The sequence below is a fragment of the Microcoleus anatoxicus genome (assembly GCF_042465725.1).
GTDB classification, from domain to species: Bacteria; Cyanobacteriota; Cyanobacteriia; order Cyanobacteriales; family Microcoleaceae; genus Microcoleus; species Microcoleus anatoxicus.
Window position 1 is genome coordinate 643,552 of record NZ_CP120853.1, and the last position, 24,455, is coordinate 668,006.

The 24,455-nt window shown below is 45.1% G+C and carries 17 protein-coding genes and 1 pseudogene; 13 read left to right on the forward strand and 5 right to left on the reverse strand.

From position 1 onward, the window contains the following. The first annotated feature begins 259 nt into the window (after window positions 1-259). Window positions 260-2,128 carry an AAA-like domain-containing protein gene (locus P2A85_RS02795; RefSeq protein ID WP_377477386.1) on the forward strand — a complete coding sequence of 623 codons (1,869 nt, stop codon included), beginning with the start codon at window positions 260-262 and terminating at the stop codon, window positions 2,126-2,128. An 84-nt stretch (window positions 2,129-2,212) separates the two neighbouring features. Here the strand turns inward: P2A85_RS02795 and P2A85_RS02800 are convergent, their stop codons facing one another. After that, window positions 2,213-2,569, reverse strand: coding sequence for a hypothetical protein (locus P2A85_RS02800; RefSeq protein WP_190740317.1), 357 nt, complete (start codon window positions 2,567-2,569; stop codon window positions 2,213-2,215). Between the two features lie 642 nt (window positions 2,570-3,211). On the opposite strand from P2A85_RS02800, the gene P2A85_RS02805 reads away from it, so the two are divergent. After that, on the forward strand, window positions 3,212-7,819 hold the full coding sequence (locus P2A85_RS02805; protein ID WP_377477388.1) for an NACHT domain-containing protein: 4,608 nt from the start codon (window positions 3,212-3,214) through the stop codon (window positions 7,817-7,819). A gap of 102 nt (window positions 7,820-7,921) precedes the next feature. On the opposite strand, the pseudogene P2A85_RS02810 reads toward P2A85_RS02805, so the two are convergent. Beyond that, window positions 7,922-7,990, reverse strand: a pseudogene (locus P2A85_RS02810) (XisI protein); the annotation flags it as partial. 30 nt (window positions 7,991-8,020) lie between these two features. Here P2A85_RS02810 and P2A85_RS02815 point away from each other — a divergent pair. After that, window positions 8,021-8,308 carry a hypothetical protein gene (locus P2A85_RS02815; RefSeq protein ID WP_341732674.1) on the forward strand — a complete coding sequence of 96 codons (288 nt, stop codon included), beginning with the start codon at window positions 8,021-8,023 and terminating at the stop codon, window positions 8,306-8,308. Between the two features lie 208 nt (window positions 8,309-8,516). Then, on the forward strand, window positions 8,517-9,761 hold the full coding sequence (locus P2A85_RS02820) for a hypothetical protein (RefSeq protein WP_377477390.1): 1,245 nt from the start codon (window positions 8,517-8,519) through the stop codon (window positions 9,759-9,761). Between the two features lie 12 nt (window positions 9,762-9,773). On the opposite strand, the gene P2A85_RS02825 is transcribed toward P2A85_RS02820, so the two are convergent. Then, window positions 9,774-9,914 (reverse strand): hypothetical protein, encoded by a 141-nt coding sequence (locus P2A85_RS02825; protein ID WP_333114054.1) that lies wholly within the window; start codon window positions 9,912-9,914, stop codon window positions 9,774-9,776. Window positions 9,915-10,014: 100 nt separating this feature from the next. Between P2A85_RS02825 and nrdJ the strand changes: the two genes are divergently transcribed. Continuing rightward, complete coding sequence (nrdJ, locus tag P2A85_RS02830; RefSeq protein WP_377481260.1) at window positions 10,015-12,063, forward strand: ribonucleoside-triphosphate reductase, adenosylcobalamin-dependent; 2,049 nt, start codon at window positions 10,015-10,017, stop codon at window positions 12,061-12,063. A 120-nt stretch (window positions 12,064-12,183) separates the two neighbouring features. Here the strand turns inward: nrdJ and P2A85_RS02835 are convergent, their stop codons facing one another. Further along, window positions 12,184-12,324, reverse strand: coding sequence for a hypothetical protein (locus tag P2A85_RS02835; RefSeq protein ID WP_377477392.1), 141 nt, complete (start codon window positions 12,322-12,324; stop codon window positions 12,184-12,186). Between the two features lie 67 nt (window positions 12,325-12,391). Between P2A85_RS02835 and P2A85_RS02840 the strand changes: the two genes are divergently transcribed. The 3 genes from P2A85_RS02840 (at window position 12,392) to P2A85_RS02850 (ending at window position 17,197) form a co-directional block, all read left to right on the forward strand. Beyond that, window positions 12,392-13,045, forward strand: coding sequence for a 4Fe-4S single cluster domain-containing protein (locus P2A85_RS02840; protein ID WP_377477394.1), 654 nt, complete (start codon window positions 12,392-12,394; stop codon window positions 13,043-13,045). Window positions 13,046-13,342: 297 nt separating this feature from the next. Then, entirely contained in the window at window positions 13,343-14,629 is a 1,287-nt protein-coding gene (locus tag P2A85_RS02845) for a hypothetical protein (protein ID WP_377477396.1), read from the forward strand. A 573-nt stretch (window positions 14,630-15,202) separates the two neighbouring features. After that, on the forward strand, window positions 15,203-17,197 hold the full coding sequence (locus P2A85_RS02850; RefSeq protein WP_377477398.1) for an AAA family ATPase: 1,995 nt from the start codon (window positions 15,203-15,205) through the stop codon (window positions 17,195-17,197). 643 nt (window positions 17,198-17,840) lie between these two features. Here P2A85_RS02850 and P2A85_RS02855 read toward each other — a convergent pair. Beyond that, a complete protein-coding gene (locus tag P2A85_RS02855) occupies window positions 17,841-18,071 on the reverse strand; it encodes a hypothetical protein (protein ID WP_377477400.1) in 231 nt (76 codons plus the stop codon). 518 nt (window positions 18,072-18,589) lie between these two features. Between P2A85_RS02855 and P2A85_RS02860 the strand changes: the two genes are divergently transcribed. From P2A85_RS02860 to P2A85_RS02880, 5 genes are all read left to right on the forward strand, one after another. Then, window positions 18,590-20,401 (forward strand): bifunctional serine/threonine-protein kinase/formylglycine-generating enzyme family protein, encoded by a 1,812-nt coding sequence (locus tag P2A85_RS02860; RefSeq protein ID WP_377477402.1) that lies wholly within the window; start codon window positions 18,590-18,592, stop codon window positions 20,399-20,401. Between the two features lie 635 nt (window positions 20,402-21,036). Further along, window positions 21,037-21,495, forward strand: coding sequence for a hypothetical protein (locus tag P2A85_RS02865; RefSeq protein ID WP_377477404.1), 459 nt, complete (start codon window positions 21,037-21,039; stop codon window positions 21,493-21,495). A gap of 416 nt (window positions 21,496-21,911) precedes the next feature. Further along, the gene (locus P2A85_RS02870) at window positions 21,912-23,153 is read left to right on the forward strand and encodes a VWA domain-containing protein (RefSeq protein WP_377477406.1); all 1,242 of its coding nucleotides are present in this window, start codon (window positions 21,912-21,914) and stop codon (window positions 23,151-23,153) included. Beyond that, a complete protein-coding gene (locus P2A85_RS02875) occupies window positions 23,150-23,551 on the forward strand; it encodes an FHA domain-containing protein (RefSeq protein WP_377477408.1) in 402 nt (133 codons plus the stop codon). Before P2A85_RS02870 ends, P2A85_RS02875 begins: the two co-directional genes overlap by 4 nt. Next, the gene (locus tag P2A85_RS02880) at window positions 23,544-24,329 is read left to right on the forward strand and encodes a PP2C family protein-serine/threonine phosphatase (RefSeq protein WP_377477410.1); all 786 of its coding nucleotides are present in this window, start codon (window positions 23,544-23,546) and stop codon (window positions 24,327-24,329) included. The genes P2A85_RS02875 and P2A85_RS02880 overlap by 8 nt, the downstream gene beginning before the upstream one ends. Window positions 24,330-24,455: the final 126 nt, after the last annotated feature.

The window sequence follows — 24,455 nt, forward strand, 5'->3', positions numbered from 1 at the left end:
GTGCTTGATGTCTGTATTATAAAAAGTTAATCAATTATGCACGGGGGAGATTGGGGAGTTAAGCATTTTGTTTGGTTAAAATATGTTTAAATTTTGAAGTCGTTAACAGGATGGGGTTTGAGGCTGCAAACGTTAATAAAATTTGAAAAAGTAAAATTAATAGAGTTGAATGTGGGGGACTATCTTCCTTAAAATCCCTTAAAATAGGTAGTTGATAGGTTAAACTTCTTAGATTCCTTCTCGTTTGAGTGCAAGTGAAGTGATCAAGTCAAAACGCGATCGCGGTCGAATTCTCACCGCCCCAGGCTTAAAGAAGCTTAATGAGGCAATCCAAGAATGGTCTGACCGATATAACATTAGAGGTACTCTGACCGAAGTCGAGGCTGAGTCTGGCGTTGGTGTCGATACAGTCAGCAAAATTCGGCAGGGTAGAGAAGGTGCCGACGAGAGTAAAATTCGGCAATTGTTTGCTGCTTTTGATTTGACTTTAGCCAATGGCGACCATCGATCGGCTAAACTAGACGATGGGGAAGATGCCGATGGGCCGAAGAATTTGCCACCGACTGAAGAAACAGTCCCTAGCAGCCGAAGTGTTAAGATTTTTATCAGCTATCATAGCGTTGAGCCCGATCGCGAATTAGGAAAAGAGTTGGAAATGGCCTTAAGTGCGATCGGGCATACAGTCTTTACCATCGAAAACAGCATTAAATTAGGAGATAATTGGTTCGATCGCATTAACTTATTCCTCAAAGAATGCGATTATTTATTATTGTTATTGCCACCCACTGTCAACCAGAGCGAACTGCTAACTTATCAAGTGCAAAAAGCCAAAGAATTGCAAGATTCTCGCGCTGACAAAAAGCCAGTTATTTTGCCAATTCGCGTCGGTTTTTCCCTGACTGAACCTCTCAATCACGACTTGCGAGGCTATCTTTACCGCATCAAACAAAGGGAATGGCAAACAACCGCAGATACTCCTATTCTGATCGAAGAAATCATGAGTTTGTTAGCAGAAAGTGCCACCCCTATTAAAGATGAACCACCAGATTTAATCCCAAATCAAATATTAGAACTTACTAGCCATAACATCCCTTTACCCACAGCAGAACCGGAATTGCCGGGAGGACAAGTGGATGTCACTTCTCAATTTTATGTAGAACGTCCTCCCATCGAAGAAAGGTGTTATCAAACTATTTTGCAGCCCAGCGCCTTAATTAGAATTAAAGCTCCCCGACAGATGGGAAAAACTTCTTTAATTGCCAGAATTTTGCACCACGCATCCTGTCAAGATTATCGCACAGTTCCGCTAAGTTTTCAATTAGTTGATAAAAATGTATTTGCCAATCTTGATAAATTTCTCAAGTGGTTTTGTGCCTATGTAGGGCGAGAATTACACATACCCAATCAACTAGACGATTATTGGGATGAAATTTTTGGGAGCAAAGTTAACTGCAAAGATTACTTTGAAAAATATCTGTTGCCACAAATCGACACTCCTTTGGTGTTAGGATTAGACGAGATCGATCGCGTTTTTCAATATCCCGACATTGCCGAAGACTTTTTAGGACTGCTGCGGGCGTGGCACGAAGAATCGAAGCGGCGCGATATCTGGAAAAAACTGCGATTAATTGTAGTTCATTCCACGGAAGTTTATATCCCGATGAATATCAATCAATCGCCTTTCAACGTCGGATTACCTGTTGATTTGCCGGAATTCAACGCCGAACAAATCGAAGATTTAGCAGCGCGCCACAATTTGCATTGGTCTCATCAAGAAGTTGAAAAATTGATGGCACTTGTGGGCGGACATCCTTATCTGGTGCGAGTTGCATTATATCACTTTTCGCAGTCAGAATTGACTATGAATGAATTACAAGAAACTGCGATTGCCGAAGCGGGAATTTACAGCGACCATTTACGTCGCCAATTATGGAATTTGGAAGAATATCCAGACTTGGCCACGGGGATGAGAGAGATTGCAGTGGCAGATTCTCCAGTAAAATTAAAGGCCATGCAAGCATTTAAATTAGATAGCTTGGGGTTAGTGAAATTACAGGGGAGTGAATGCGTGCCGAGATGTGAATTGTATCGGCAATATTTTCGATCGCACTTAAGCGCGATCGGGTAATATTAAATGTGGGTGAACAATCTCCTATGGAAATCGGCGATTTCAGCGGACTGGGAGGGAGACCGCAGGGGCGGTCTTTGGTTTTTAGGCTTCTAGAATTTGGCGAATTCGCCGTTCCAAACGTTCGAGGTCTAGTCCACCTTCATCACGGCTAATTCGGCGCACGGTGACGTTGACATTGCTCAAATCAGCCAGCAAATCTTGGAGGATTTCTTGTTGTTGGCGAGCTTGAGTAATTTCCCGTGGTTCTTGCACCAAATCGCGGACAATTGTGTCTTCAGCGCGGGAAGCAACGATTGGGTCTGCTTCGCCGTCTACGTGCACGAAAGTGCGCCGTCCGGGGCCGCGTTCTTCTTCGATGGGGATGACTGCTGTTACTCGGTCCGATCGCACATATTTGCCAAATCCTAGGTGGACTAAGACGGAAGATTGTATTTTCATGGATAGTAAGATTTATTTGTAAGTTATCTATATTTTAGCTTGTACAATCATGATATAGCCACTAATTTTATAGCTATATTTACTACAAGATATGTCGGTTTTTTCTCGAATTTATAGTTGTCAATATTGGCAAAGAATGCTAATATTGGTTGTAATATTCCAACAGTCCGAACTTCGCTAAATCCGACAGTCCGGCAGGGGTTGAAACCCCCGCCTCAAAGCTAAAGTCCTCTTAAGAGGACTGAAGAATTTATTCAAAATGCTCGAAGCTGTGAATTGATTTTTATCAAACAATGTTATTATATATCATATCAAATTCGGTGGGTTCGGAATGATTTAACCACAGAGAGCGCAGAGAACACAGAGAAAGATCAGAGAGAGATGAATAATTCGGATATTAACAGGTTTGATATCATTCAATGTCTGGGTTGAATTAAATAACTAAATAAAATATGATTCTACAGTCCTCTTGAGAGGACTTTCGCTATGAGACAGGGGTTTCAACCCCTGGCGGACTATCGGGATATGCCAAATCTCGGACTGTTGGTGCGCAACTGTTGGCTCATGCGTTAACATAAAATTAGAGCAGTTTGCGATTTTGAGATTCGAGAATGACTCCCACCGATAAACAGGAAAGCCTAAATGATCCCAATTAGTCTCGACTTCGTTATCAGTATCCTGACAGCCATTCCCTTCGGCACTATCAAAGACAAGTTTCAGCGTAACGAAACAGTTATCAAGTTATTAAAGAGATTTAACCTCGACCCTGATGCACCGCCAGCCGATTTTAGCGGAGTTTATGTTTATACTTTAGTAGAATACGGCGCTGGAAAACCCAAACAGATTTTAGCACTGTTTCGCCAAAAAGAGATTGAATCAGCATTTCGCAAAGCCTTTGAGTCCGATAGCCCAGCCATTTTAATTAAAGCAGGCGATGAATATCTGAATGAGAGTGCTTTAGGTAAAGAACTTCGAGATTTAGGCATTGACCCCAGACGGGAATTCATGGCATTTGCGGCCGTGTTTATGGAAGTCGCAAAGCGGACGCGGACGCTGGGAGATGTGATGATGGGAAATGCGATCGCCTCTTTGCAAAAACGCCTATCTATGGTAATGGATCGCATCGAACGCCTCCCCACTCTCGAAGGAATTCGCACCGAATTTGCGCGGTTAGAAGCCGAAGATTATCCCGCACTTCCCGCAGCAGCATCAACGAATATTCAAAAGTCTCAAGCTTTCATTCTATCACAACAAGTTCGCGGTTGGTTTGAAACCTTAAGTTATAAGTTTGAAACCTATCAAATCTCGGAAGATAACTATTTTGAATGGATTATCAATGTCCCCGTCAGACGCAATCGGTACGATCGCATTTTAGTGCGCGGAATAGCCGGAGAAGCCGGACTCAGAGACATCTCAGCCTTGCGCGAATCTGTAGCAAAACAGCGCACCGATGAAGGCTGGTTAGTCACCGCCCGTCGCATCAGTAGCGCCGCGCGGGATGAAGTAAAGAAAGATGAAAATCGCGATTTAGCTTGCTATACCTTCGATGAATTGCTCGACCAAGATGCCGATTTTACCGCTTATCTTGATTGGCTAGAGACAGAAATTACCAGCCGGAAAATTAATACAAAATACGTCCCCCTAGCTTGTACAAAAGAAGAAATTGACCCCGATACTCACCGCAAAATAGGAGTGAGTCATTATGGCGAGGGAGATGGCTGGATTGAAGGTTATATTGACCTGTGGTTGGATGACCCCGTAAAAGAACATATTTCAGTTTTAGGAGAATTTGGAACCGGGAAAACTTGGTTTGCGATGCACTATGCTTGGATGGCGCTGCAACGCTACAAAGATGCTCAAAAGCGGGGCTTAGAACGTCCGCGTTTGCCCTTAGTAATTCCGCTGCGAGATTACGCTAAAGCGGTTAGTGTGGAGTCGCTATTTTCGGAGTTCTTCTTTCGGAAACACGAGATACCTTTAGCGGGTTATTCGGCTTTTGAACAACTGAATCGGATGGGCAAGTTTCTGTTGATTTTCGATGGTTTTGATGAAATGGCCGCTAAGTGCGATCGGCAAGAAACCATCAACAACTTCTGGGAACTAGCAAAAGCCGTGGTTCCTGGCGCAAAAGTCATCCTCACTTGCCGTACCGAACACTTTCCTGAAGGCAAGGAAGGACGGGCATTGTTCAATGCCGAACTGCAAGCATCAACAACCATTTTAACAGGCGAAACTCCCCAATTTGAAGTCTTAGAATTACAGAAATTTAACGACGAACAAATTGGGCAAGCGCTGTCATTTCAAACAGAAGCAGCTACTGTAGAAAAAGTGATGAGAAACCCGCAACTATTGGATTTAGCGCGTCGCCCGGTGATGACTGAGTTAATTTTGGAAGCATTGCCCGATATTGAAGCTGGAAAACCAGTGGATATGTCGCGGATCTATCTGTATGCAGTGCGGCGGAAGATAGAGAGAGATATCAAAGCAGAACGGACTTTTACTTCTTTGGCAGATAAGCTTTACTTTTTGTGCGAATTATCGTGGGAAATGCTGTCAACCAACCAAATGAGTCTGAATTATCGCGGTTTTCCCGATCGCATTCGCAGCTTATTCGGTTCCATCGTCCAAGAGGAAAAAGACTTAGACCACTGGCATTACGATATGATGGGTCAAACCATGCTGATTCGCAATGCCGATGGCGATTATACTCCGGCGCACCGTTCGCTGTTAGAGTTTTTTGTCGCTTATAAATTTGCAGCGGAATTGGGAGTTTTGGCACCAGATTTTACCGAATTAGTTGCGCCTGAACAGTCTTGTTTAGATCCTAATGCAGCGCCTCAAAAATATACTTGGTCTAATTATTGTCGGCTTCAGGCGCAGAAGAGAAATAAAGGTGAACTTATCGCAGCTTTAAATGGATTTACTGCTGAAGATTTAGGGCAACTTCGTCAGAGTTTCGGACACGCGCCACTGACGAAAGCAGTGATGGATTTGTTGTTACCAATGTTGGATGTTATTTCTCCCCCCTTGTTAAGGGGGGCCGGGGGGGATCGTGACGATGCCAATCACGAGAGAACCCCCGAATTCCTATTAGAGAGAGAGGATAGTGACGATGTTAGCCAGAAGAGATCCCCCCAACCCCCCTTAAGAAGGGGGGCTTTAGAGAAGTCGCCCCTACTAGAAATTCTGGAAGCAACGCGGGAAAAAACTGAAAGTGAGGTAGGTTATGTGGGAGGGAATGCGGCGACGCTGTTGGTGAAAATCGATCGAACTGCGTTAGAAGAGAAAGACCTTTCTCGTGCAGTTATTTTAGGTGCCGATTTTACAAATGCTATCCTGCGCCGCGTCAATTTTGCTGAAGCGAATTTGACTAATTCTATTTTTACGAAAATCTTCGGCAGTGTTCGATCGGTTATAGTTAGTCCAGATGGCCAACTGTTAGCTACAGGTGATAGTAATGGCGTAGTTCGCTTGTGGGAAGCTAGCAGTTGCAGAGAAATATTGACCTGTAAAGGACATACCAATGTGGTGGAGTCAGTCGCCTTTAGTCCTGACGGTGAGATACTTGCTAGCGGGAGTTATGACCAAATAATCAAGTTATGGGATGTCAAGACTGGTGAATGTTTAAAAGTTTTGCAGGGACATACCGAATCAGTCATGTCAGTCACCTTCAATCCTGATGGAAATATACTCGCTAGCGGGAGTTTCGATCGCACGATCGGGTTATGGGATATCCGCACGGGTGAATGCCTCAAAATTTTGCAAGACCATACTAAAGTTGTATTGTCAGTTGCTTTCCATCCTGCTGGTGAAATGCTTGCCAGTGGCAGCGGTGACAAAACAGTGAGGTTGTGGAATGTCGGTACTGGTGAATGCCTCAAAATTTTGCACGGTCATACTAAAAACGTGTTTTCAGTAGCTTTCCATCCTACTGGTGAAATACTTGCTAGTGGAAGCGCCGACAAAACAGTGAGGCTGTGGAATATTGGTAGCGGTGAATGTCTCAAAACTTTGGAGGGACATTTCGATCAAATACGGTCGATCGCCTTTAGTCCTTCGGGCGAAATCCTCGCCAGTGGAAGTCACGATCGCACAGCAAAACTGTGGGATATCGGCACTGGAGAATGCTTGAATACTTTGCAAGGGCATAACGATCGAGTAGGGTCAATCGCCTTCCATCCTGGGGGTGAAATACTTGTTAGCGGCAGTTACGATAAAACGCTGATGCTGTGGGATATCAACAGCGGTGAATGCTTGAATACGCTGCAAGGACATAGCAATCAAGTAAGGTCGATCGCCTTCAGTCCCAACGGTGAAATGTTTGCCAGCGGCGATGACGAAAAAACAGTCAAGCTGTGGGATGTCAGCAGCAGTAAGTGCCTCCAAATCTTGCACGGACATCTCGATCGGGTAAACTTAGTTGCCTTCAATCCTTCGGGTCAAATACTTGCCAGCGCTAGTTACGACCAAACACTGAAACTGTGGGATATTCGCAGTGGTGAATGCCTTCATACTTTGCCAGAATTTGGCAATGAAACACGATCGATCGCCTTCATTTCAAATGGTGAAATACTTGCCAGTGCAGGTTATGACCAAACGGTGAGGTTGTGGGATATCGGTACTGGCGAATGCCTCAAAACGTTGGACGGGCATAACAATTCTGTAAACTCGGCTGCTTTCAGTCCTTTAGGCGAGATATTTGCCAGTGCAGGTTTTGGCGGAACGGTAAGGCTGTGGGATATCCATACTGGTGAATGCCTCCAAATCTTGCAGGCGCATACGAATTGGACGCCCGGGATCGCCTTTAGCCAGAACGGTGAAATACTTGCCAGTGGAAGTGTCGATCGAACAGTAAGATTATGGGATATCCATACTGGTGAATGCCTTCAAATCTTACAGGGGCATACTGATTGGATACGTTCAGTTGCCTTTAGTTATTCTGGTGAAATAGTTGCTAGTGGAAGTGTAGATGGAACGGTAAGATTATGGGATGTCCGTACAGGTGAATGTCTAAAAATTTTGCAAGGTCATACCAGTAGAATTAACTCAGTTTCCTTCAGTTCAAATGAAAAAATTATTGCTACTTGCAGTCGAAATGGCACAATTAGGCTTTGGGATGTTGAGACTGGTGAGTGCATCAAAATACTTAAAAGTGACAGACCTTATGAGGGGATGAATATCACGGGTGTTACGAGTTTAACGGAAGTTGAAAAAGCCACACTCAAAGCTTTAGGGGCTGTGGAAAATTAATCGTCGCAAAGGAGAAAATATGCAGTCAGCAACCGGGTTTTTTCGATAATACTTCGTTGAGACCAGCAGAAACAGCCACAAACCCGGTTTCTTTGGTTAAACTTATCCGATCGCAAATTCACTCAATTTTCGCATCATCTGCGAGTCAAACCCCAGTACAATATCTTCTTTAGGAACTCCCTATTCAACGAGAAAGATAAAATGCTATCTCAAATTTTTTACCTGTTGCGTTCCCGTGCTGATGGCAAATATCTCAGCGCTTGTCCCAACCCGGATACAGTGGCGAGTTTTCTGCTGATTTTCCGCGAAGACTATGATGCTTTGAGCTACCTGAACAATCATGCCGCCGATGTTGCCAATCGCTTCGGGGTCGAGTCAATTTCTGGTCAAGACATCAAACAACTGCTAGAACGTTGGGGATTTCAGGGTGTAGGAATTGTTCAAGACCCCCTACTGCCAAATGTTGAGTTTTTATTGACAAACACTTGACAATTCACAACATTTATGGTTTACCCGGTTTTTCGGAAAAACCGGGTTTTTTGCTGAAGTTTTGAGCCGATCGCCACAGTTTGCGAGTATAGAAGCGTCCACCATATCTAGTGCAAAATGTGAAATTTGTCAAGCTTTAACCCTAAATCTGAATCCTGTTGTATATTCATAGTCTGTTGATATATTCCGACACGTCAGTACACAACCTATGGTTCGAGAATTAGAGCGATCGAGTGCCCGCGAGAAACGCCACCTGTCCGATTTCCCCGAAACAGCACCCGCAGCCAATCCAGTATTTTTCAGGACGTACAGCCGCCGTACCGACACGGGAAGGGAGACTTGGGCTGATGTGTGCGATCGTACCGTCAAAGGTCTCCAAAAGCTCGGAAACCTCACCTCCGAAGAAACACAACTCCTACACCGGATGCAAAACGAGCTCAAAACCCTCGCTTCCGGGCGCTGGCTGTGGGTGGGCGGTAGCAAATGGATTGAGCAACCAGAGAATTTTTCCGGCGCATATAATTGCTCCTCAACAAATATTCTCGACTGGCGGGCCTTTGGCTTGTTGATGGATTTGGCGATGATGGGCTGCGGCACCGGTGCAGTTTTGGAACCCAAATATATCAACCAATTGCCACAGATTAGCAACCGCTTAACTGTGACAATGCAAGGCGAAATCGGCTCTACACCCGCTGAATTGCGCCGTCAAGAAACCGAAGTAAAAATAGCAGAAAAAACCGCAACTATTTTTGTCGGAGATTCCCGCCAAGGTTGGGTAAAATCCTATCAAACTTTGCTGGAATTATCCACAGATGAAAGATTTGCGGGAGCCGTTGAAATCTTCATTGATTTGAGCGATGTTCGCCCCGTGGGAGAACCTTTAAAAGGTTTTGGCGGAGTAGCAAATCCGGTGAAATTGGCAGACCTTTATCAGCGCTGCGCGGCAATCTTGAATAAAGCTCAAGGGCGGCAGTTAAATTCAGTAGAATGCTGCGTGTTGATAGATGAAGCAGCGGTCACAATTGTTGCTGGAAATATCCGGCGCAGCGCGGGAATTCGTCAGTTTGATTCTGGTGATGAACTAGGGGCAAATGCCAAGGACAATCTCTGGCAACAAGATGAAAATGGCAACTGGAAAATAGATCCAGAACGCGATGCTTTGAGAATGGCAAATCACTCTCGTGTTTTCCATTACAAACCTACCTTAGAAGAATGTATTGATGCTGTAAGAAAACAGTATTATTCTGGCGAAGGTGCAATTCAATGGGCTGGTGAAGCTGTAGCTAGAGCTAACGTTGACTTAATTCCAACGCCGAGTCTTAAACTTGAGTTTTTGAAAGCTTACAACGAAGGAAAAGCTAAACAGTGGTTGCAGGAAGGCTATCCTGATATGACTGCGGAAGAATTAGAACATCGGTCAGTTCGTTTGGGATTAAACCCGTGTGGTAAGTAATTTTGCCTCACGTTAAAAACCCCGCAAATTCGGAGAAGACTGAGATGTTAATTCCGAGGTAAGTAAGGGAATTAAAAATCCTTTACCACCGTAGAGCGTACCGGGTGAACCTTCTTGATTGAAGAATATAATCCTGGCAAGAGTGCGGGGCATTTACAACTAGAGTAAATGAAAAAGTACGCCGAGCTACAGGTAAAATGGAATCTGTAGAACTAGAGGATAAAAAGCCTTTAGGATAACAAGACTGGAAATCATCGGCTCTAATTTTCACTGTGTCAATGGGGAAACTCTGCTAATTACTAGAGACGGACTGCATCAAATAAAGGATGTTGTTGGAACTGAAATCGAGATTTGGAATGGTCAAAGATGGAGTTCTGTCACACCATTTCAGACAGCGAGTGATACCAAGGTTGGACGACGCAAACTTTATCGTGTGAAGTTTGCTGATGGTACTTATCTGGATGCCACAGAATATCATCGTTTCTTTGTCAAGGATCGATTTGGTAAAGTTTACCAAGAAGTCCAAACCAAAGACTTGATGGATACAAGTCGATATAGCATTCATACTGAACCTTTCACAATTCAGTATGAAGATGGCATGAATATCGATGCAAGTTATGCTTACACTTTGGGTGTGGCTGTAGGAGATGGAACTACAGACCAAAATGATCATGCAAAAGTTCGACTTTACGAAGGAAAAATGGCATTGTCAGTAGCAGGAAATAAGTCGCCTGACAGAAACTATGACTATTTACCTGTTTTTACAGATGTAACTAACTTGAGCTTTTCTGGAGAATTTCTGAAAAGTTTGAAAGTTAACCCAGAAGCACTAAATGTAATTGCTAGCTGGAATCGGCAAGCAATTTTACATTTTATTGCTGGATTAGCCGATACGGACGGATCGAATACCCATAGTAATGGTATCAGAATTTATATTTCTGACCGCGATCGCGCTTTCAGAGTTCAGTTACTTTTGACCAAATGTGGTATTCGCTCATCGCTAAATCTTTCTGCTCATCAAGGAGCAGTTACTAATTACGGTGTCCGAAGTCGGGATTTGTACTACTTGCAAATTACTGACTGTGGTGAAATTCCTTGTCAGCGGTTAGATGTGAGCAAAGGGACGAAGGCTAAACACAAAGGTAAATGGCAAGTTATCAGAAGTGTCGAAGAATTACCAGGATTGCATGATACTTACTGTTTCAACGAACCAGAGTTTCATAAGGGAGTTTTCGGCAATACCCTAACTGGAAACTGTAACTTGGCTGAGGTTCACCTCAATCAAATAGACCCTTACAACTTCAAAGAACAAGAAGAAGCCTTCAGGGCCGGAGCTCTATCTGTCGCGGTACTTCTCAATCACAAATTTAGCGAACCTCGCTATCAATATAGCCGCGAATTAGACCCGATTGTCGGCGTATCTTTCACGGGATTGTTCGACTTCTTCGTTCATGCTTTTGGCGTTGAGTGGCTGCGCTGGTGGGTGGAAGGTCGCCCGCAAACCGAGCAGGGAATGGCGTTTAAACAACGGGAAGAAGAGTATTTGAGTGGTTGGTGCGAGATTGTGAATGGGGTAGTTTGGGATTATTGCGATCGCCATTCATTGAAACGCCCAAATCGCTGCACAACCGTTCAACCATCGGGTACAAAATCTCTACTGACAGGTGCTTCCCCCGGCTGGCATCCCCCGAAATCCCAACGTTTCATTCGCCGAATCACTTTCGGCAAAAACGACCCTGTAGCCCTCGCCTGCATCGACTACGGATACAACGTAATTCCATCTCAATCTGACAAAGATGAACATGGTAACTTGCTAAACAATCCCTTCGACGAACGCTGCACAGAATGGTTGGTAGAAATACCCGTTGCTGTCAGTTGGGCAGATTTGCCCGGTGCCGATGAAATTGACATCAACAAATTCTCAGCAGCAGCACAAATGGACTTTTATATGCAAGTCCAAAAGTTCTACGTGCGACACAACACCAGCGCGACTATTGAGTTGCGGGAAAATGAAATTGAAAGTTTGGGAACACGGATTTACGAAGCCATTCGCGATGACGAAGGCTACATTTCCGCCGCACTTTTGTCTCGCTTTGATGCCCTAGAGACTTTCCCACGTTTGCCCTTTGAACCGATTAAAAAGGAAACTTACGAGACGATGCAGAAAGAGGTTTTAGTGCGTCGTCAAATAGATGTGTTTGAGGTGGCACTCAGTCGCTATGACTTGGGTGAAATGATGGATTCCGGGCCTGCGGGCTGCGATTCTGATAAATGTTTAATGCCGGAAACTAAGGCTATGTAGTAGTGTTAAATTAAAATCCCCCATTTGGGGGATTTTTTTATGTTTAAAATATTAGACATCTCCCCAAAAGCCAGTCTTGAACAGGCAAGATGCCTGTTCCACAATAAATATGGTCGAGGTCTATATTAATTCCGGTTGTATCGGAACGATCGAACCGCGAAGACGCGAAGGACACAAAGGAAGAGCAGCATCTTCTTCTTTCCCCCCTTGGGGGGGCAGGGGGGGTTCTTCCTTCGCGTCCTTTGCGCCTTCGCGGTTCATTTAATCTTAGATAAAATCCGGCTATAAAAGAGTAATCTAACATCTATAATCTACAATCTAAAATCCCATGAATTCAGAAAAATTACGTCTATTTAAACGCCACTCCCCCGTGAACGTACTCGGCCCTGGAAAACAAGCAGTTATTTGGGTACAAGGCTGTCGATTTGCTTGCTCAAATTGTATTGTGCCAGATTCTTGGGATGAGAATGCAGGAGATTTGGTAACAGTCACAGAATTAGTAGATTGGGTGCTAGCAGTACCAGGAATTGAAGGTGTTACTTTCTCTGGTGGTGAACCGATGCTGCAAGCAGAAGCCTTATCCAATTTAGTAGATAAGCTGCGCGATCGCACCGACCTAGGCATCATGTGTTACACTGGTTATCGAATCGAACATCTACAGCAACAGGGCACAGCAGCCCAACAAGCATTGTTGCAAAAAATAGATTTACTGATCGATGGACTTTACATCGAAAAACTCCACGGAGATTTACTCTGGCGAGGTTCAGCAAATCAGCGACTATTGCCTTTGACAGAGCGTTATCGTACCTCGATTACTGCTCTATTGTCTGATGCAGATACATCCGCAGGACTCGAATTTTTTATGGGAATAACAGGAGAACTCTCCTTTGTGGGAGTGCCAAATAAACCGGGATTTAGCCAAGAGTTTGAAGCTCGAATGTTAAAGCGCGGAGTGATTGTGGAGCCAATTAAGCAAGATTAATAGCGGGCAGGCATTTTACCATTAGTGTCAATTTAAGCCTTAAATCCCTGAAAAATATTGCTTTTACCTGAGTCTAGATCCCCCTAAATCCCCCTTAAGAAGGGGGACTTTGAGCAAGTTCTTGTCCCCCCCTTCTTAAGGGGGGCTAGGGGGGATCGAACTTTAATAGTTAAACAGTAATCTCTGACTGGGTTAGAAGTTAAGTTGACACTAATGCCATCTTGCCTGTTCTAAAAAATCTTGCAACAACTTTCAACATTTGAATACCCAAATCCCATTAATAAGGAGAAAAAACTGATGAGTACCAACCCCAAAACAACCTATGCTCAGTTAGAAAGAGAAAGACGAGAACAATTAGAACGGGAACGTGAGCGCCAAGCCGCAGAAGAAGCACGAATTCGAGCCGCCGCCGCCGAACGAGAACGCCTTCAACGTTTAGAAAATCTCAAGAATCAGTCGATCGCCCAAACTCAAGCCACCATCACCAAAATACAACAAAAATCACCAGAAATCTACCCACAAGATAGCTCAGAACTCGCAAAACGCGGTCAAAACCTCCTGAATAGCCTCCGGGGAGTTACAACCGAATATCAACTGCAAAACACTATCCAAGAATTGCCCAAAATCGAACAAGAACTCGATCGCGCAATTAGTCGCAAACGCCGGGATGACGAAGAGAAAAAACGCAAAGCCGAACTAGAAAAACAGCAATTTGAGCTCGAAGAACTAGAACGGGAAATAGCCCAAATCCCCCAAGCAGACGCGATTAAATTCGATCGCGCCGGCCACACAGCAGCCCAAACTGCGCTCAGTGCCCTCAGAAGTGCGATCGCCTCCGGGAACCCCCAAACTGTGCGATCGCCCTTAAACACTGCCACAGCAGCAGTAGAACAGCATATCGCATCCGTAGCCCGCAACCGAGCCCAATGGCAACAACAGAAAGCCGCAGCCGAACAAGCCATTGGCGAACTGGAAGACCTGATTATTGGTTTAAGAACCGACCCCGTAGCCAAGCGGTGGCAAATACATTTAATAGATGAATTAGCCGCCAAATTGCCAACAGGAATTGCCGCCATAGAAGCAGAACAATTTGACAAACCCGCCCTGATTCTAGCAGCAGCAAAAACCCAAGAACAAGAAATCATAGCAACAGCAAATGCTGCTCAAATCCAAGCCGACCAGCGAGATTACATAGCCAAAAGTATCGCTGAAACCTTAGCAGAAATGGGCTTTTTTGTCAACGAACCTCAACTAGAACATCCCGACCATCCCAAGACATCGTTAATACTTAAAGCTGCTACTAATTCCGGCAAAGCAATTAGTATCAGCGTACCAGTAGGAGGCGAAGTTTGGTACGACGTTGATGGTTATTCCAAAACTACCGAAGCGGCTGTCGGAGGAGGAACAGCCGCCGTTTGTGACGAAGCGGAAAAGGTATTGACAGAAATGAACGATCGCCTCGGAGCAGAATTCGGCATCAACATGAGCGAAGTAACCTGGGAAGGAAAAGACCCCGATCGGGAAGGAAGAAAAGCCGACGAACTACCCAACAACGACCAACAACAAAACCGCACCGGAAACTAACCAAAACCCTGTAGGGGCGGTGCCCCCGTGCCCGCCCTCTTGAATTGGGTCGGCACGGGGGCACGACCCCTACGAATATTGGGTCGTATACCAATAATATTGGGTCGGCACGGGGGCAGGACCCCTACTAATAATATTGGGTCGTATACCAATATTGGGTCGTATACCAATATTGGGTCGGCACGGGGGCACGACCCCTACGAATATTGGGTCGTATACCAATATTGGGTCGTATACCAATATTGGGTCGGCACGGGGGCACGACCCCTACGAATATTGGGTCGGCACGGGGGCACGACCCCTACTAATAATATTGGGTCGGCACGGGGGCACGACCCCTACGAATATTGCATCGTATACCAATTTAATGGGTCGTTGCACATATCCCGATCCCCCTAAATCCCCCTTAATAAGGGGGACTTTGAACAACTCTTGTCCCCCCTTTAAAAAGGGGAGTAGGGGTTAACTTTGACAACACTCTTTCTCCCCCCTTCTTAAGGGGGGCCGGGGGGGATCTCCGGGTTGAAAACCTCCCCCAAAATCCAAAATTCCAAATCCAAAATCCCAAATAAAATGAACACCCAAAACATCACATCATCACGCTGGATACAAGAATTTGAAAAACAACTATACCGCCGCCAACACATAGTTTTATACGGAAACATAGACGACCAATTCCTCTGGCGCGGCAGCTATCAAGGAATTCACGAATTCCTCACCAACTACTTCCAAGACCTCAACTTCCAGCTAATAGTCCGCTACGACTCCATAGACGGATTCACCTTCGCCAAACCCGAAATGAGCGATCGCTTTGAACAAATAACCCGCGCCGCCGCCACCCGCATCAACCCCCAATTACCAACCCAGCCCGCCCCCGCAGCCCCAGCAGCACCCGCAAACCCAATGGCTCCACCCCCCCGTGGCAATCCCGGAGCAGTGGGCCCCAGAATGAACACCAGGGTCTCCCTAGAAGATGCTTTCGGGAACCTGCGAGCCCTCGTCTCCCAAACTGCAAACCCAGCCGCCGCCGTCGTCGATTTAGCCGACATGATCACCTCAGACGCCAGTCGCTACAGCGGCGAAGAGCGAAACGCCCTGGTATTGCTGAAAAAAAGCACCCTAGAAGCATCCCTGATCCGAGAAGGCGATTTAGCCGGCTGTCGCAACACCCTAGTCATCCTCGCCAGAGACTTGCAGCGAGTCCCAGAATGGCTATATCACAACAATCCCACCGTCACGCTGCTCCAAGTATCGCGGCCCAACAAAGATGAACGACGGCTGTTTGCTCAACGGTTCCTCACAGGTTTCTATGGGGGCGATCGCATCAACAACAAACCCAGCGCCCCAGGAACACCCTCAGAGCTCGACAACCTCGCCGAAGAATTTGCCGAACTCACCGAAAACTTCCGCACCCTAGAATTAGATGCACTGCGGGCCACATCCTGGCGCGATCGCATCCCAGTCAAAACCAAAGAAATGTGGCGGCTCATCGACTTCTACAAATTCGGGGTGCGAGATGACCCCTGGGAGCGCATGGGAGCCGAAAAGGTTTTGCAAGCCAAAACAGAGCTTCCACGCACCGTCATCGGGCAACCAAGGGCCGTACAAGCCGTAACTACCATGCTGACTACCGCTAGAATCGGACTGACGATCGGCGGCAGCAGCGGGCGGAGTGGTAAACCAAAAGGCATTTTCTTTTTTGTTGGGCCCACCGGAGTCGGGAAAACCGAATTAGCCAAAGCCATGACCAAATTAGTATTTGGGGACGAAAAAGCCTTCGCCCGGTTTGATATGTCAGAATACAAAGAAGAACACGCGGCGGAAAAATTAGCCGGAGCTCCTCCCGGTTTTGTCGGTTACGAAGAAGGGGGACAATTAACCAATCGAGTCATGGAAAACCCCCACAGTATATTGTTGTTTGACGAAATCGAAAAAGCTCACCCCAAAGTATTGGATAAATTCCTGCAAATCCTGGAAGACGGGCGACTCACCGACGGAAAAGGACAAACAGCATATTTCAACCAAACAGCAATTATTTTCACCAGCAACATCGGCGCATCAGATTTCACCGATCCTCAAACCGGTGCGATCGTCCGGCGAGGTATAATGAACCAAGTAAAAGCCGGAAATGCCAATGATTTTTCTTGGGAGCAAGTAGAAAACCACTTCCGCACAGAAGTAGACTGGCATTTTACTAGCCGCATCGGTCGCGCGGAATTGCTGAACCGTTTGGGAGATAATATAGTAGTATTCGATTTACTGCGGCCAGATTTCGTGGAAGCAATCGGCGACAAATTTTTAAAACAGTTGTCCGAATGCGCCCTAGAAAAATATCGACTCACCCTAAAATTCTTGCCATCAACGCTCAATGTTTTGAGGCAAAAAATGGAACGGGGAGACAATTTACTCTTTGGAGGGAGGCGAATCAAATCACTTTTGGAATCCTTAGTCGAACGGCCATTGAATACGTGGATATTCGATAATTTTCCAGATACAAACAAATTGGCTGGACAAACCCTAGAAATCGGCATCAACAACGATGAAACCATCGAGGTAAACCAAAATTGATGACCCCCACTGTCGTAGGGGCGGGTTCACCAACCATATAGATGGAAAACCCAAAATTTCATAAACCCGCCCAACCCCACCAACAATCTCAATGTACATTTCTAGCCATCCTGTAGGGGCGGGTTCACCAACCATATAAATGGAAAACCCAAAATTTCATAAACCCGCCCAACCCCACCAACAATCTCAATGTACATTTCTAGCCATCCTGTAGGGGCGGGTTCACCAACCATATAAATGGAAAACCCAAAATTTCATAAACCCGCCCAACCCCACCAACAATCTCAATGTACATTAATCTTTACCGTGGGGCGGGGGCGGGTTTATTTGAATTGTTGGTCATTGTTATATATTGTTGGTGAACCCGCCCCTACGAATCTTGAAATGGGGCGGGTTCACCAACCATATAGATGGAAAACCCAAAATTTCATAAACCCGCCCAACCCCACCAACAATCTCAATGTACATTAATCTTTACCGTGGGGCGGGGGCGGGTTTATTTGAATTGTTGGTCATTGTTATATATTGTTGGTGAACCCGCCCCTACGAATCTTGAAATGGGGCGGGTTCACCAACCATATAGATGGAAAACCCAAAATTTCATAAACCCGCCCAACCCCACCAACAATCTCAATGTACATTTCTAGCCATCCTGTAGGGGCGGGTTCACCAACCATATAGATGGAAAACCCAAAATTTCATAAACCCGCCCAACCCCACCAACAATCTCAATGTACATTTCTAGCCATCCTGTAGGGGCGGGTTCACCAACCATATAGATGGAAAACCCAAAATTCCATAAACCCGCCCCAACCCCACCAATAATCTCAATGTACATTTCTAGCCATCCTGTAGGGGCGGGTTCACCAACCATATAGATGGAAAACCCAAAATTTCATAAACCCGCCCCAACCCCACCAACAATCTCAATGTACATTAATCTTTACCGTGGGGTGGGGGCGGGTTTATTTGAATTGTTGGTCATTGTTATATATTGTTGGTGAACCCGCCCCTACGAATATTGAAATGGGGTGGGGGCGGGTTTATTTGAATTGTTGGTCATTGTTGTATATTGTTGGTGAACCCGCCCCTACCTCACCAACAATCTCAATGTACATTAATCTTTACCGTGGGGTGGGGGCGGGTTTATTTGAATTGTCGGTCATTGTTGTATATTGTTGGTGAACCCGCCCCTACGAATATTGAAATGGGGTGGGGGCGGGTTTATCTAGATTGTCGGTCATTGTTGTATATTGTTGGTGAACCCGCCCCTACGAATATTGAAATGGAGCCAAAGAAACCGGGTTTTTTCCCGAATCTGTTGGTGACAACGAAGTATTTCGGAAAAACCCGGTTTCTGAGCCCAAGTACCAATCACTAACACCAAATAAAATGAGTTACCCAGAAAGACATTGGAGAAAACTACAAGGCGAAACAGTCAACAACCAATACTACCTCCAAGAATACCTAGGATGTGGAGCCTATGGAGCCGTATACAAAGCAGATGAAGTAATCATAGACTGCTTCATCAGAGAAATAGCAATCAAACTAATCGCCTTAGAAGAAGATGAAACCAAAGCCAAAAAACAACTAAACGAACTAATAGCAGCAGCCAACCTGCAACACGAAAACATCATCCGTACCTACACAGTAGGCACCTGCGAAGTCAAAGAAGACAAATATTTATTCATCGTCATGGAAATCGCCACAATCACCCTAGAAAAAAAACTAAAAACCGGAAAACTCTCCACAACAGAAGCCAGAGAAATAGTCAAAGCCACAGCAGCAGCATTACACTACCTACACAATTTAAATCCGCGAAAAGTCCACAGAGACATCAAACCAGCCAACCTGCTATACGCAGATAACAAATGGAAAGTATCAGACTTAGGACTGCTGCGAGAAATCGGCACCAACTCACTGAGAACCCAAGATAGGAGAGGAACACCATTTTATGCTCCCCCAGAATCCTACAAGGGAGTAGTAGGAACAGCATCGGATATTTGGTCACTGGGAATCATGACAGCAGAAATCCTGACAGGAAGTCTACCATTCACAGGAAAGACCGACGAAGAAGTAATGAAAAAAACCCTAGACGAACAGCCGGAAATAGACTGGTCAAAAATACCAGAACCATTTACGGCCATAATCAGGGGATGTTTGAAAAAAGAGCGAGCAGAAAGATGGACAGCAGAACAAGTATTGACAGCCTTAGCACCAAAACGGGACATATACACTCCGACCAAAGAAACCGGGTTTTTTACTGAATCTGTTGATAACAACGAAGAATCTGATAAAAACCCGGTTTCTGAGCCCATCCTAGCCTCGGCCTTTATTAATCGAATCAATCAATTGCTAGCATCAATACCCGAACCAGCCCCTCAACCAAAAAAACAAACACAAACCTTTGACTTTAAAGTAATCACAGTCAACAACAGCGGAGAAACCATCAAAACAGAACAGCGACAAGCTGAATACTTTAGTGAAAACCTAGGGCGCGGAGTCAACTTAGAAATGGTACAGATTCCCGGCGGCACATTTATGATGGGTTCCCCCGACAATGAACAAGGTAGAAGTAGCGATGAAAGTCCGCAGCATCGAGTCACAGTACCGACTTTTTTTGCAGGGAAATACGCCATCACCCAAGCACAGTGGGAAGCCGTCATGGGAAACAACCCATCGCGCTTTAAAGGTGAAAAACGTCCTGTAGAAAATGTATCGTGGGATGATGCTGTCGAATTCTGTAAGAAACTCTCGCAAACAACTGGAAAGAAATATCGCTTGCTGAGTGAAGCGGAATGGGAATACGCTTGTCGCGCCGGAACTACAACACCTTTCCATTTTGGGGAAACTATTACCCCAGAATTAGTTAACTACGACGGAAACAACCCCTACGCCAACGCTTCCAAAGGACTTTACCGCAAAGAAACAACAGATGTGGGGAGTTTTCCACCTAATGCGTTTGGATTGTACGATATGCACGGCAATGTTTGGGAATGGTGCAGCGATAAAAGGCACGATAATTATAACGGCGCACCGACTGATGGAAGTTCTTGGGAAACTGGTGGATCTGAATACCGAGTGCGGCGTGGCGGCTCCTGGGACAGCGTTGCGGTCAATTGCCGTGGTGCCAATCGTAGCTGGGATTCGGCGGGCGATCGTAACTCGTACATCGGTTTTCGCGTTGCTCTGGCTTCTGCGTAGTCTCCGGTTTTTGGTTCTGTGCTGTAGTCTCCCGCGAGGACTCTTCATTTTCTCTACTCTTTTGCCCTCTTGCGCTTTGCGCTCTTAATTCTTTTCCCTTTCTGCCGCTTGCGGCTCGATTTTTTTTGAGGAACATGGGATTTTTGGCATAGCCCTAGACGCAGAAACCGGGTTTTTTACCTAGATATTGAATCACACCATTAATTAAAATGAAAACCCGGTTTCTTGGCCATCACCCTAAACCCAATGAATCAAATCTAGCCATCTTGTAGGGGCGGGTTCACCAACCATATAGATGGAAAACCCAAAATTTCATAAACCCGCCCAACCCCATCAACAATCTCAATGTACATTCATATTTACCGTGGGGTGGGGGCGGGTTTATTTAGATTGTTGGTCATTGTTCTATTTTGTAGGTAAAACCCGCCCCTACGAATCTTGAAATTTGCGGTGGGTTTTTCCAATTATTTGGCATCACCGTGAAGAAACCACCGATTGATTGTATAATTTTAAATTAGCCTAGTTTTTATAGTTTGTAACAGTATAGAAATGCCCGCACTCTCCAAAATGTAGAGTACAAAATCAAACGTACATACCCCAAAATAGCACCGAAAAACCAGTGAGGTTAATATACTATGAAAATTCGCTGCATTGCCAACAAAGGAACCGAACTGCCGGAAAATTACCTAAATCCACCGTTAGATATCACCACAGAAACTGAATTCAAACTGATAGTAGGCAAAGAGTATATTGTCTATGCTATCTCCCAATGGCAAGGAAAATTATCTTACTATATTTGCGATGAGCGGTATACTTATTATCCCATACACAATCCAGCCCCATTATTTGAGATTGTGGATGCCAGATATTCTCGGTATTGGAAAGTGCAATTAGCAACTAACGGGTTGTTAGAAATTGCTTTTGAACACTGGTTTTCTATCCCTAATTTTTACGATCAACTAACTGATGGAGAATCAGAAACTCTGTTGATTTTTGAGAAAATGAAAGAACTCATGGATGCGGAAGCAGCAATTCCTCAAGCGCCACCTTTCTCAGTTGAGGAATTGCTGGCGATGGCTCCATCTTTTGCATAATTATAGATGCAATTTGTAGGGGCGGGTTCACCAACCATATAGATGGAAAACCCAAAATTCCATAAACCCGCCCAACCCCACCAACAATCTCAATGTACATTAATCTTTACCGTGGGGTGGGGGCGGGTTTATTTGAATTGTTTGTCATTGTTGTATATTGTTGGTGAACCCGCCCCTACGAATATTGGAGTTTTGGGTTTCTGAGCCCTCGACTGTGCCCAAGAAACCGGGTTTTTTCCTAAATCTGTTGGCGATCGCCAAAAATCTGATAAAAACCCGGTTTCTGAATCCGATGACTCCCGGAACCACTAAAATCTAAAAATGTTGGGTTTCGTGCCTCAACCCAACCTACAGTATCTAAACTTAATGTAAAATAACAAACAAGCCAGACAGAATTTCCACTAAAAAATAACACCATGTTCAACCTAGAACTTGACTGGGATCTACCAGCTAAAATCAAAGCCAAAAACACAAAACACATCTTGCGAGTGCGAATTCGTCCCCAATCCGGTGGCCCCGGTTTACCTTTGCGAATTGCGATCGCCCTTGATACCAGCCAATCAATGGGAGGAGAAAATCTGCAACGGGCTAAAGAAGCTTGTCGGGCTGTTGTGGCTCAATTGCGCGATCGCGATCGGCTTTCCTTAGCCGGCTTCTCCACCAGTGTAACACCTTTGCTCCAATCTTTACCCGGTGGTGCCGCCGCCCTTCAACCCGCCAATACCGCCATTTCCCAACTGACAGCAGAAGGTGTTACCCGCACCGATTTAGCCTTAGATTGGATACTAAACGCCCTACCCCCAGAAGCCGGAGTCGCGCGGGTGGGAATCTTGATTACTGACGGTCATGCTACCACATCCCAAGGATTTATTTTAGATGATACAGGGGTTTTGATCGATAAATCCCAACAACTAGCCAACCTAGGTATAATTCTCAACACCGTCGGATTGGGAAATGCTAATAATTTTAATACAGCATTATTGACAGATTTAAGCGACAAAGGGCGAGGCTCATTTATATTTGCAGATACTCCAGCCAGCCTGGAACCCCAACTCCAAAAAAGACTCACAGAATGTCAGGCGATGGCCACCGAAAACACCGTCATCCAGCTAATACCTAGCAACGGAGTTATAGTCAAAGGCTTTTGTCGTTACCGCCCCGAATATTTGCCCCTAGAAGAAACAGCGAAAAATCAATTAACCATCGGTGCCATAGCGGCCAATACCCCCACGGATTTATTAATCGAACTCGAAATTCCCCTAGGAGGATTTGACGAACCTACAGGTAACAAAGACGTAATTTCTGTAGAGCTCACAGCCAAGGGAATGACCAATCCCGTGAGAGCAAAAGCTGCCATTAATTATACTACAAGTTATCCTGAATTACAAAAACAAAACAAAGTAAACAAGGAAATCAAGAACGACTATCACTGCTGGATGATCAACCTCACAATCAAAGAATTGAGTGGCACCGAAAATCCCAATGAACAAAAAGAACTACTAGAAAAAGCTAGATATGATGCCGAGGAAGCCGGAAAAACTGATATGGTCAATCAACTAGATCAGGAGCTAGATGACCTGGAAAAAAGCGGCAAATTAGACCCCAACAGAACCACCAAATTGCTGAGAGATTCACGAGACTTGGGAGGTAAAGAATGAGTAGTGGCTTTGGGTCCGATCCAATTTATCAAGGACGACTGACACCAGACAATGCCCAACTATTGGTACGCAATAGCAGCAGCGCCAACCAGAAATTTCCCCTGAATCAAATCCGAGCAATTATCGGTCGCAGCGATGCTCCCATGAGTATAGCAGACATTGACTTAACTGAATGCAAAATTGACAATAAATCTGCCATCTCTCGCCGCCATGCAGTGATTGAATGGGTGGAAGGTAAGTTGCAAATTATTGATTTGGATAGTACAAACGGTACTTTTGTCAATGGGAAACAACTGCTTCCCACAGCACCGAGACAACCCTCAAATCCTGAAAATATCAAAACTGGTGATATCATCAAACTTGGCAATATTGAACTAGAGGTAATAGCTGATGGATAAATTAGTGTTTGCTAGCAAAACTGACCCCGGCAAAGTTCGCCCCAACAATGAAGACAATCATCTACTAGAATTATGGTGTCCAGAAACATCAACGATGCTGGCGGTAGTAGCCGATGGCATGGGGGGACACAGGGGAGGAGAAGTCGCAGCCAAAATCGCTGTAGATACCTTTCGAGAATTGCTGGAAACACCTTTACCGGAAACCCATAAAGAGCGATATGAAATTTTGCTTGGATGTTTCCACAAAGCTCACGAAGCCATCCAAGAAGCTGGTTGCGAAAACATCAAATTATTTGGGATGGGGACAACTATAGTAGTGGCAATTATATCTCCCACAGAATACCTGCATCTCTATGCTGGGGACTGTCGTTTGTATCATTTTACCCCAGGAAATAATCCCTACATTACAGCGGATCATTCAGTGGTGCAGGTATTGCTAGAATTGGGACGAATTACGGAGGCAGAGATACCGACTCATCCGATGCGTTCGGTGGTAAATTCTTGTTTGGGAGGGAAGGAAAATAGTCAATTTTCGGTCGATCCTAAATGGGATAGTGAAGAGTTACCTGTGGTGCGAAAATGGTCTGCGGGTGATGTGTTATTGTTGTGTAGCGATGGGTTGAATGGAGAGGTTAGTAATCAAAAATTGACAAATTTGGTGCAAGAGTTTGGAGAGTCGCCGGAAAGGCTAACTGAAGAATGTGTGAATAGAGCTTTGGAACACGGTGGTAATGATAATATCACGGTTATTGCTATAGCAGTCCTAAATGAGTCGTAAAGTTTTTTACCCCACCCCAACCCTCCCCTTATGAAGGGGAGGGAGTAAGAAATTCACAAATGATTTAGGATTGGTATATTGCTCATTCTCTTGAAAATCAGGAAAATGAGGTTGTGACATAGCCCT

Excerpts from the sequence above, each read along its gene's own strand:
- P2A85_RS02800 (WP_190740317.1), bottom strand. The coding sequence starts at position 2,569 with ATGAAAATACAATCTTCCGTCTTAGTCCACCTAGGATTTGGCAAATAT.
- P2A85_RS02805 (WP_377477388.1), top strand. The coding sequence starts at position 3,212 with ATGATCCCAATTAGTCTCGACTTCGTTATCAGTATCCTGACAGCCATT.
- P2A85_RS02815 (WP_341732674.1), top strand. The coding sequence starts at position 8,021 with ATGCTATCTCAAATTTTTTACCTGTTGCGTTCCCGTGCTGATGGCAAA.
- P2A85_RS02820 (WP_377477390.1), top strand. The coding sequence starts at position 8,517 with ATGGTTCGAGAATTAGAGCGATCGAGTGCCCGCGAGAAACGCCACCTG.
- P2A85_RS02825 (WP_333114054.1), bottom strand. The coding sequence starts at position 9,914 with ATGCCCCGCACTCTTGCCAGGATTATATTCTTCAATCAAGAAGGTTCA.
- P2A85_RS02835 (WP_377477392.1), bottom strand. The coding sequence starts at position 12,324 with ATGAACCGCGAAGGCGCAAAGGACGCGAAGGAAGAACCCCCCCTGCCC.
- P2A85_RS02840 (WP_377477394.1), top strand. The coding sequence starts at position 12,392 with ATGAATTCAGAAAAATTACGTCTATTTAAACGCCACTCCCCCGTGAAC.
- P2A85_RS02845 (WP_377477396.1), top strand. The coding sequence starts at position 13,343 with ATGAGTACCAACCCCAAAACAACCTATGCTCAGTTAGAAAGAGAAAGA.
- P2A85_RS02850 (WP_377477398.1), top strand. The coding sequence starts at position 15,203 with ATGAACACCCAAAACATCACATCATCACGCTGGATACAAGAATTTGAA.
- P2A85_RS02855 (WP_377477400.1), bottom strand. The coding sequence starts at position 18,071 with ATGGTTGGTGAACCCGCCCCTACAGGATGGCTAGAAATGTACATTGAG.
- P2A85_RS02860 (WP_377477402.1), top strand. The coding sequence starts at position 18,590 with ATGAGTTACCCAGAAAGACATTGGAGAAAACTACAAGGCGAAACAGTC.
- P2A85_RS02865 (WP_377477404.1), top strand. The coding sequence starts at position 21,037 with ATGAAAATTCGCTGCATTGCCAACAAAGGAACCGAACTGCCGGAAAAT.
- P2A85_RS02870 (WP_377477406.1), top strand. The coding sequence starts at position 21,912 with ATGTTCAACCTAGAACTTGACTGGGATCTACCAGCTAAAATCAAAGCC.
- P2A85_RS02875 (WP_377477408.1), top strand. The coding sequence starts at position 23,150 with ATGAGTAGTGGCTTTGGGTCCGATCCAATTTATCAAGGACGACTGACA.
- P2A85_RS02880 (WP_377477410.1), top strand. The coding sequence starts at position 23,544 with ATGGATAAATTAGTGTTTGCTAGCAAAACTGACCCCGGCAAAGTTCGC.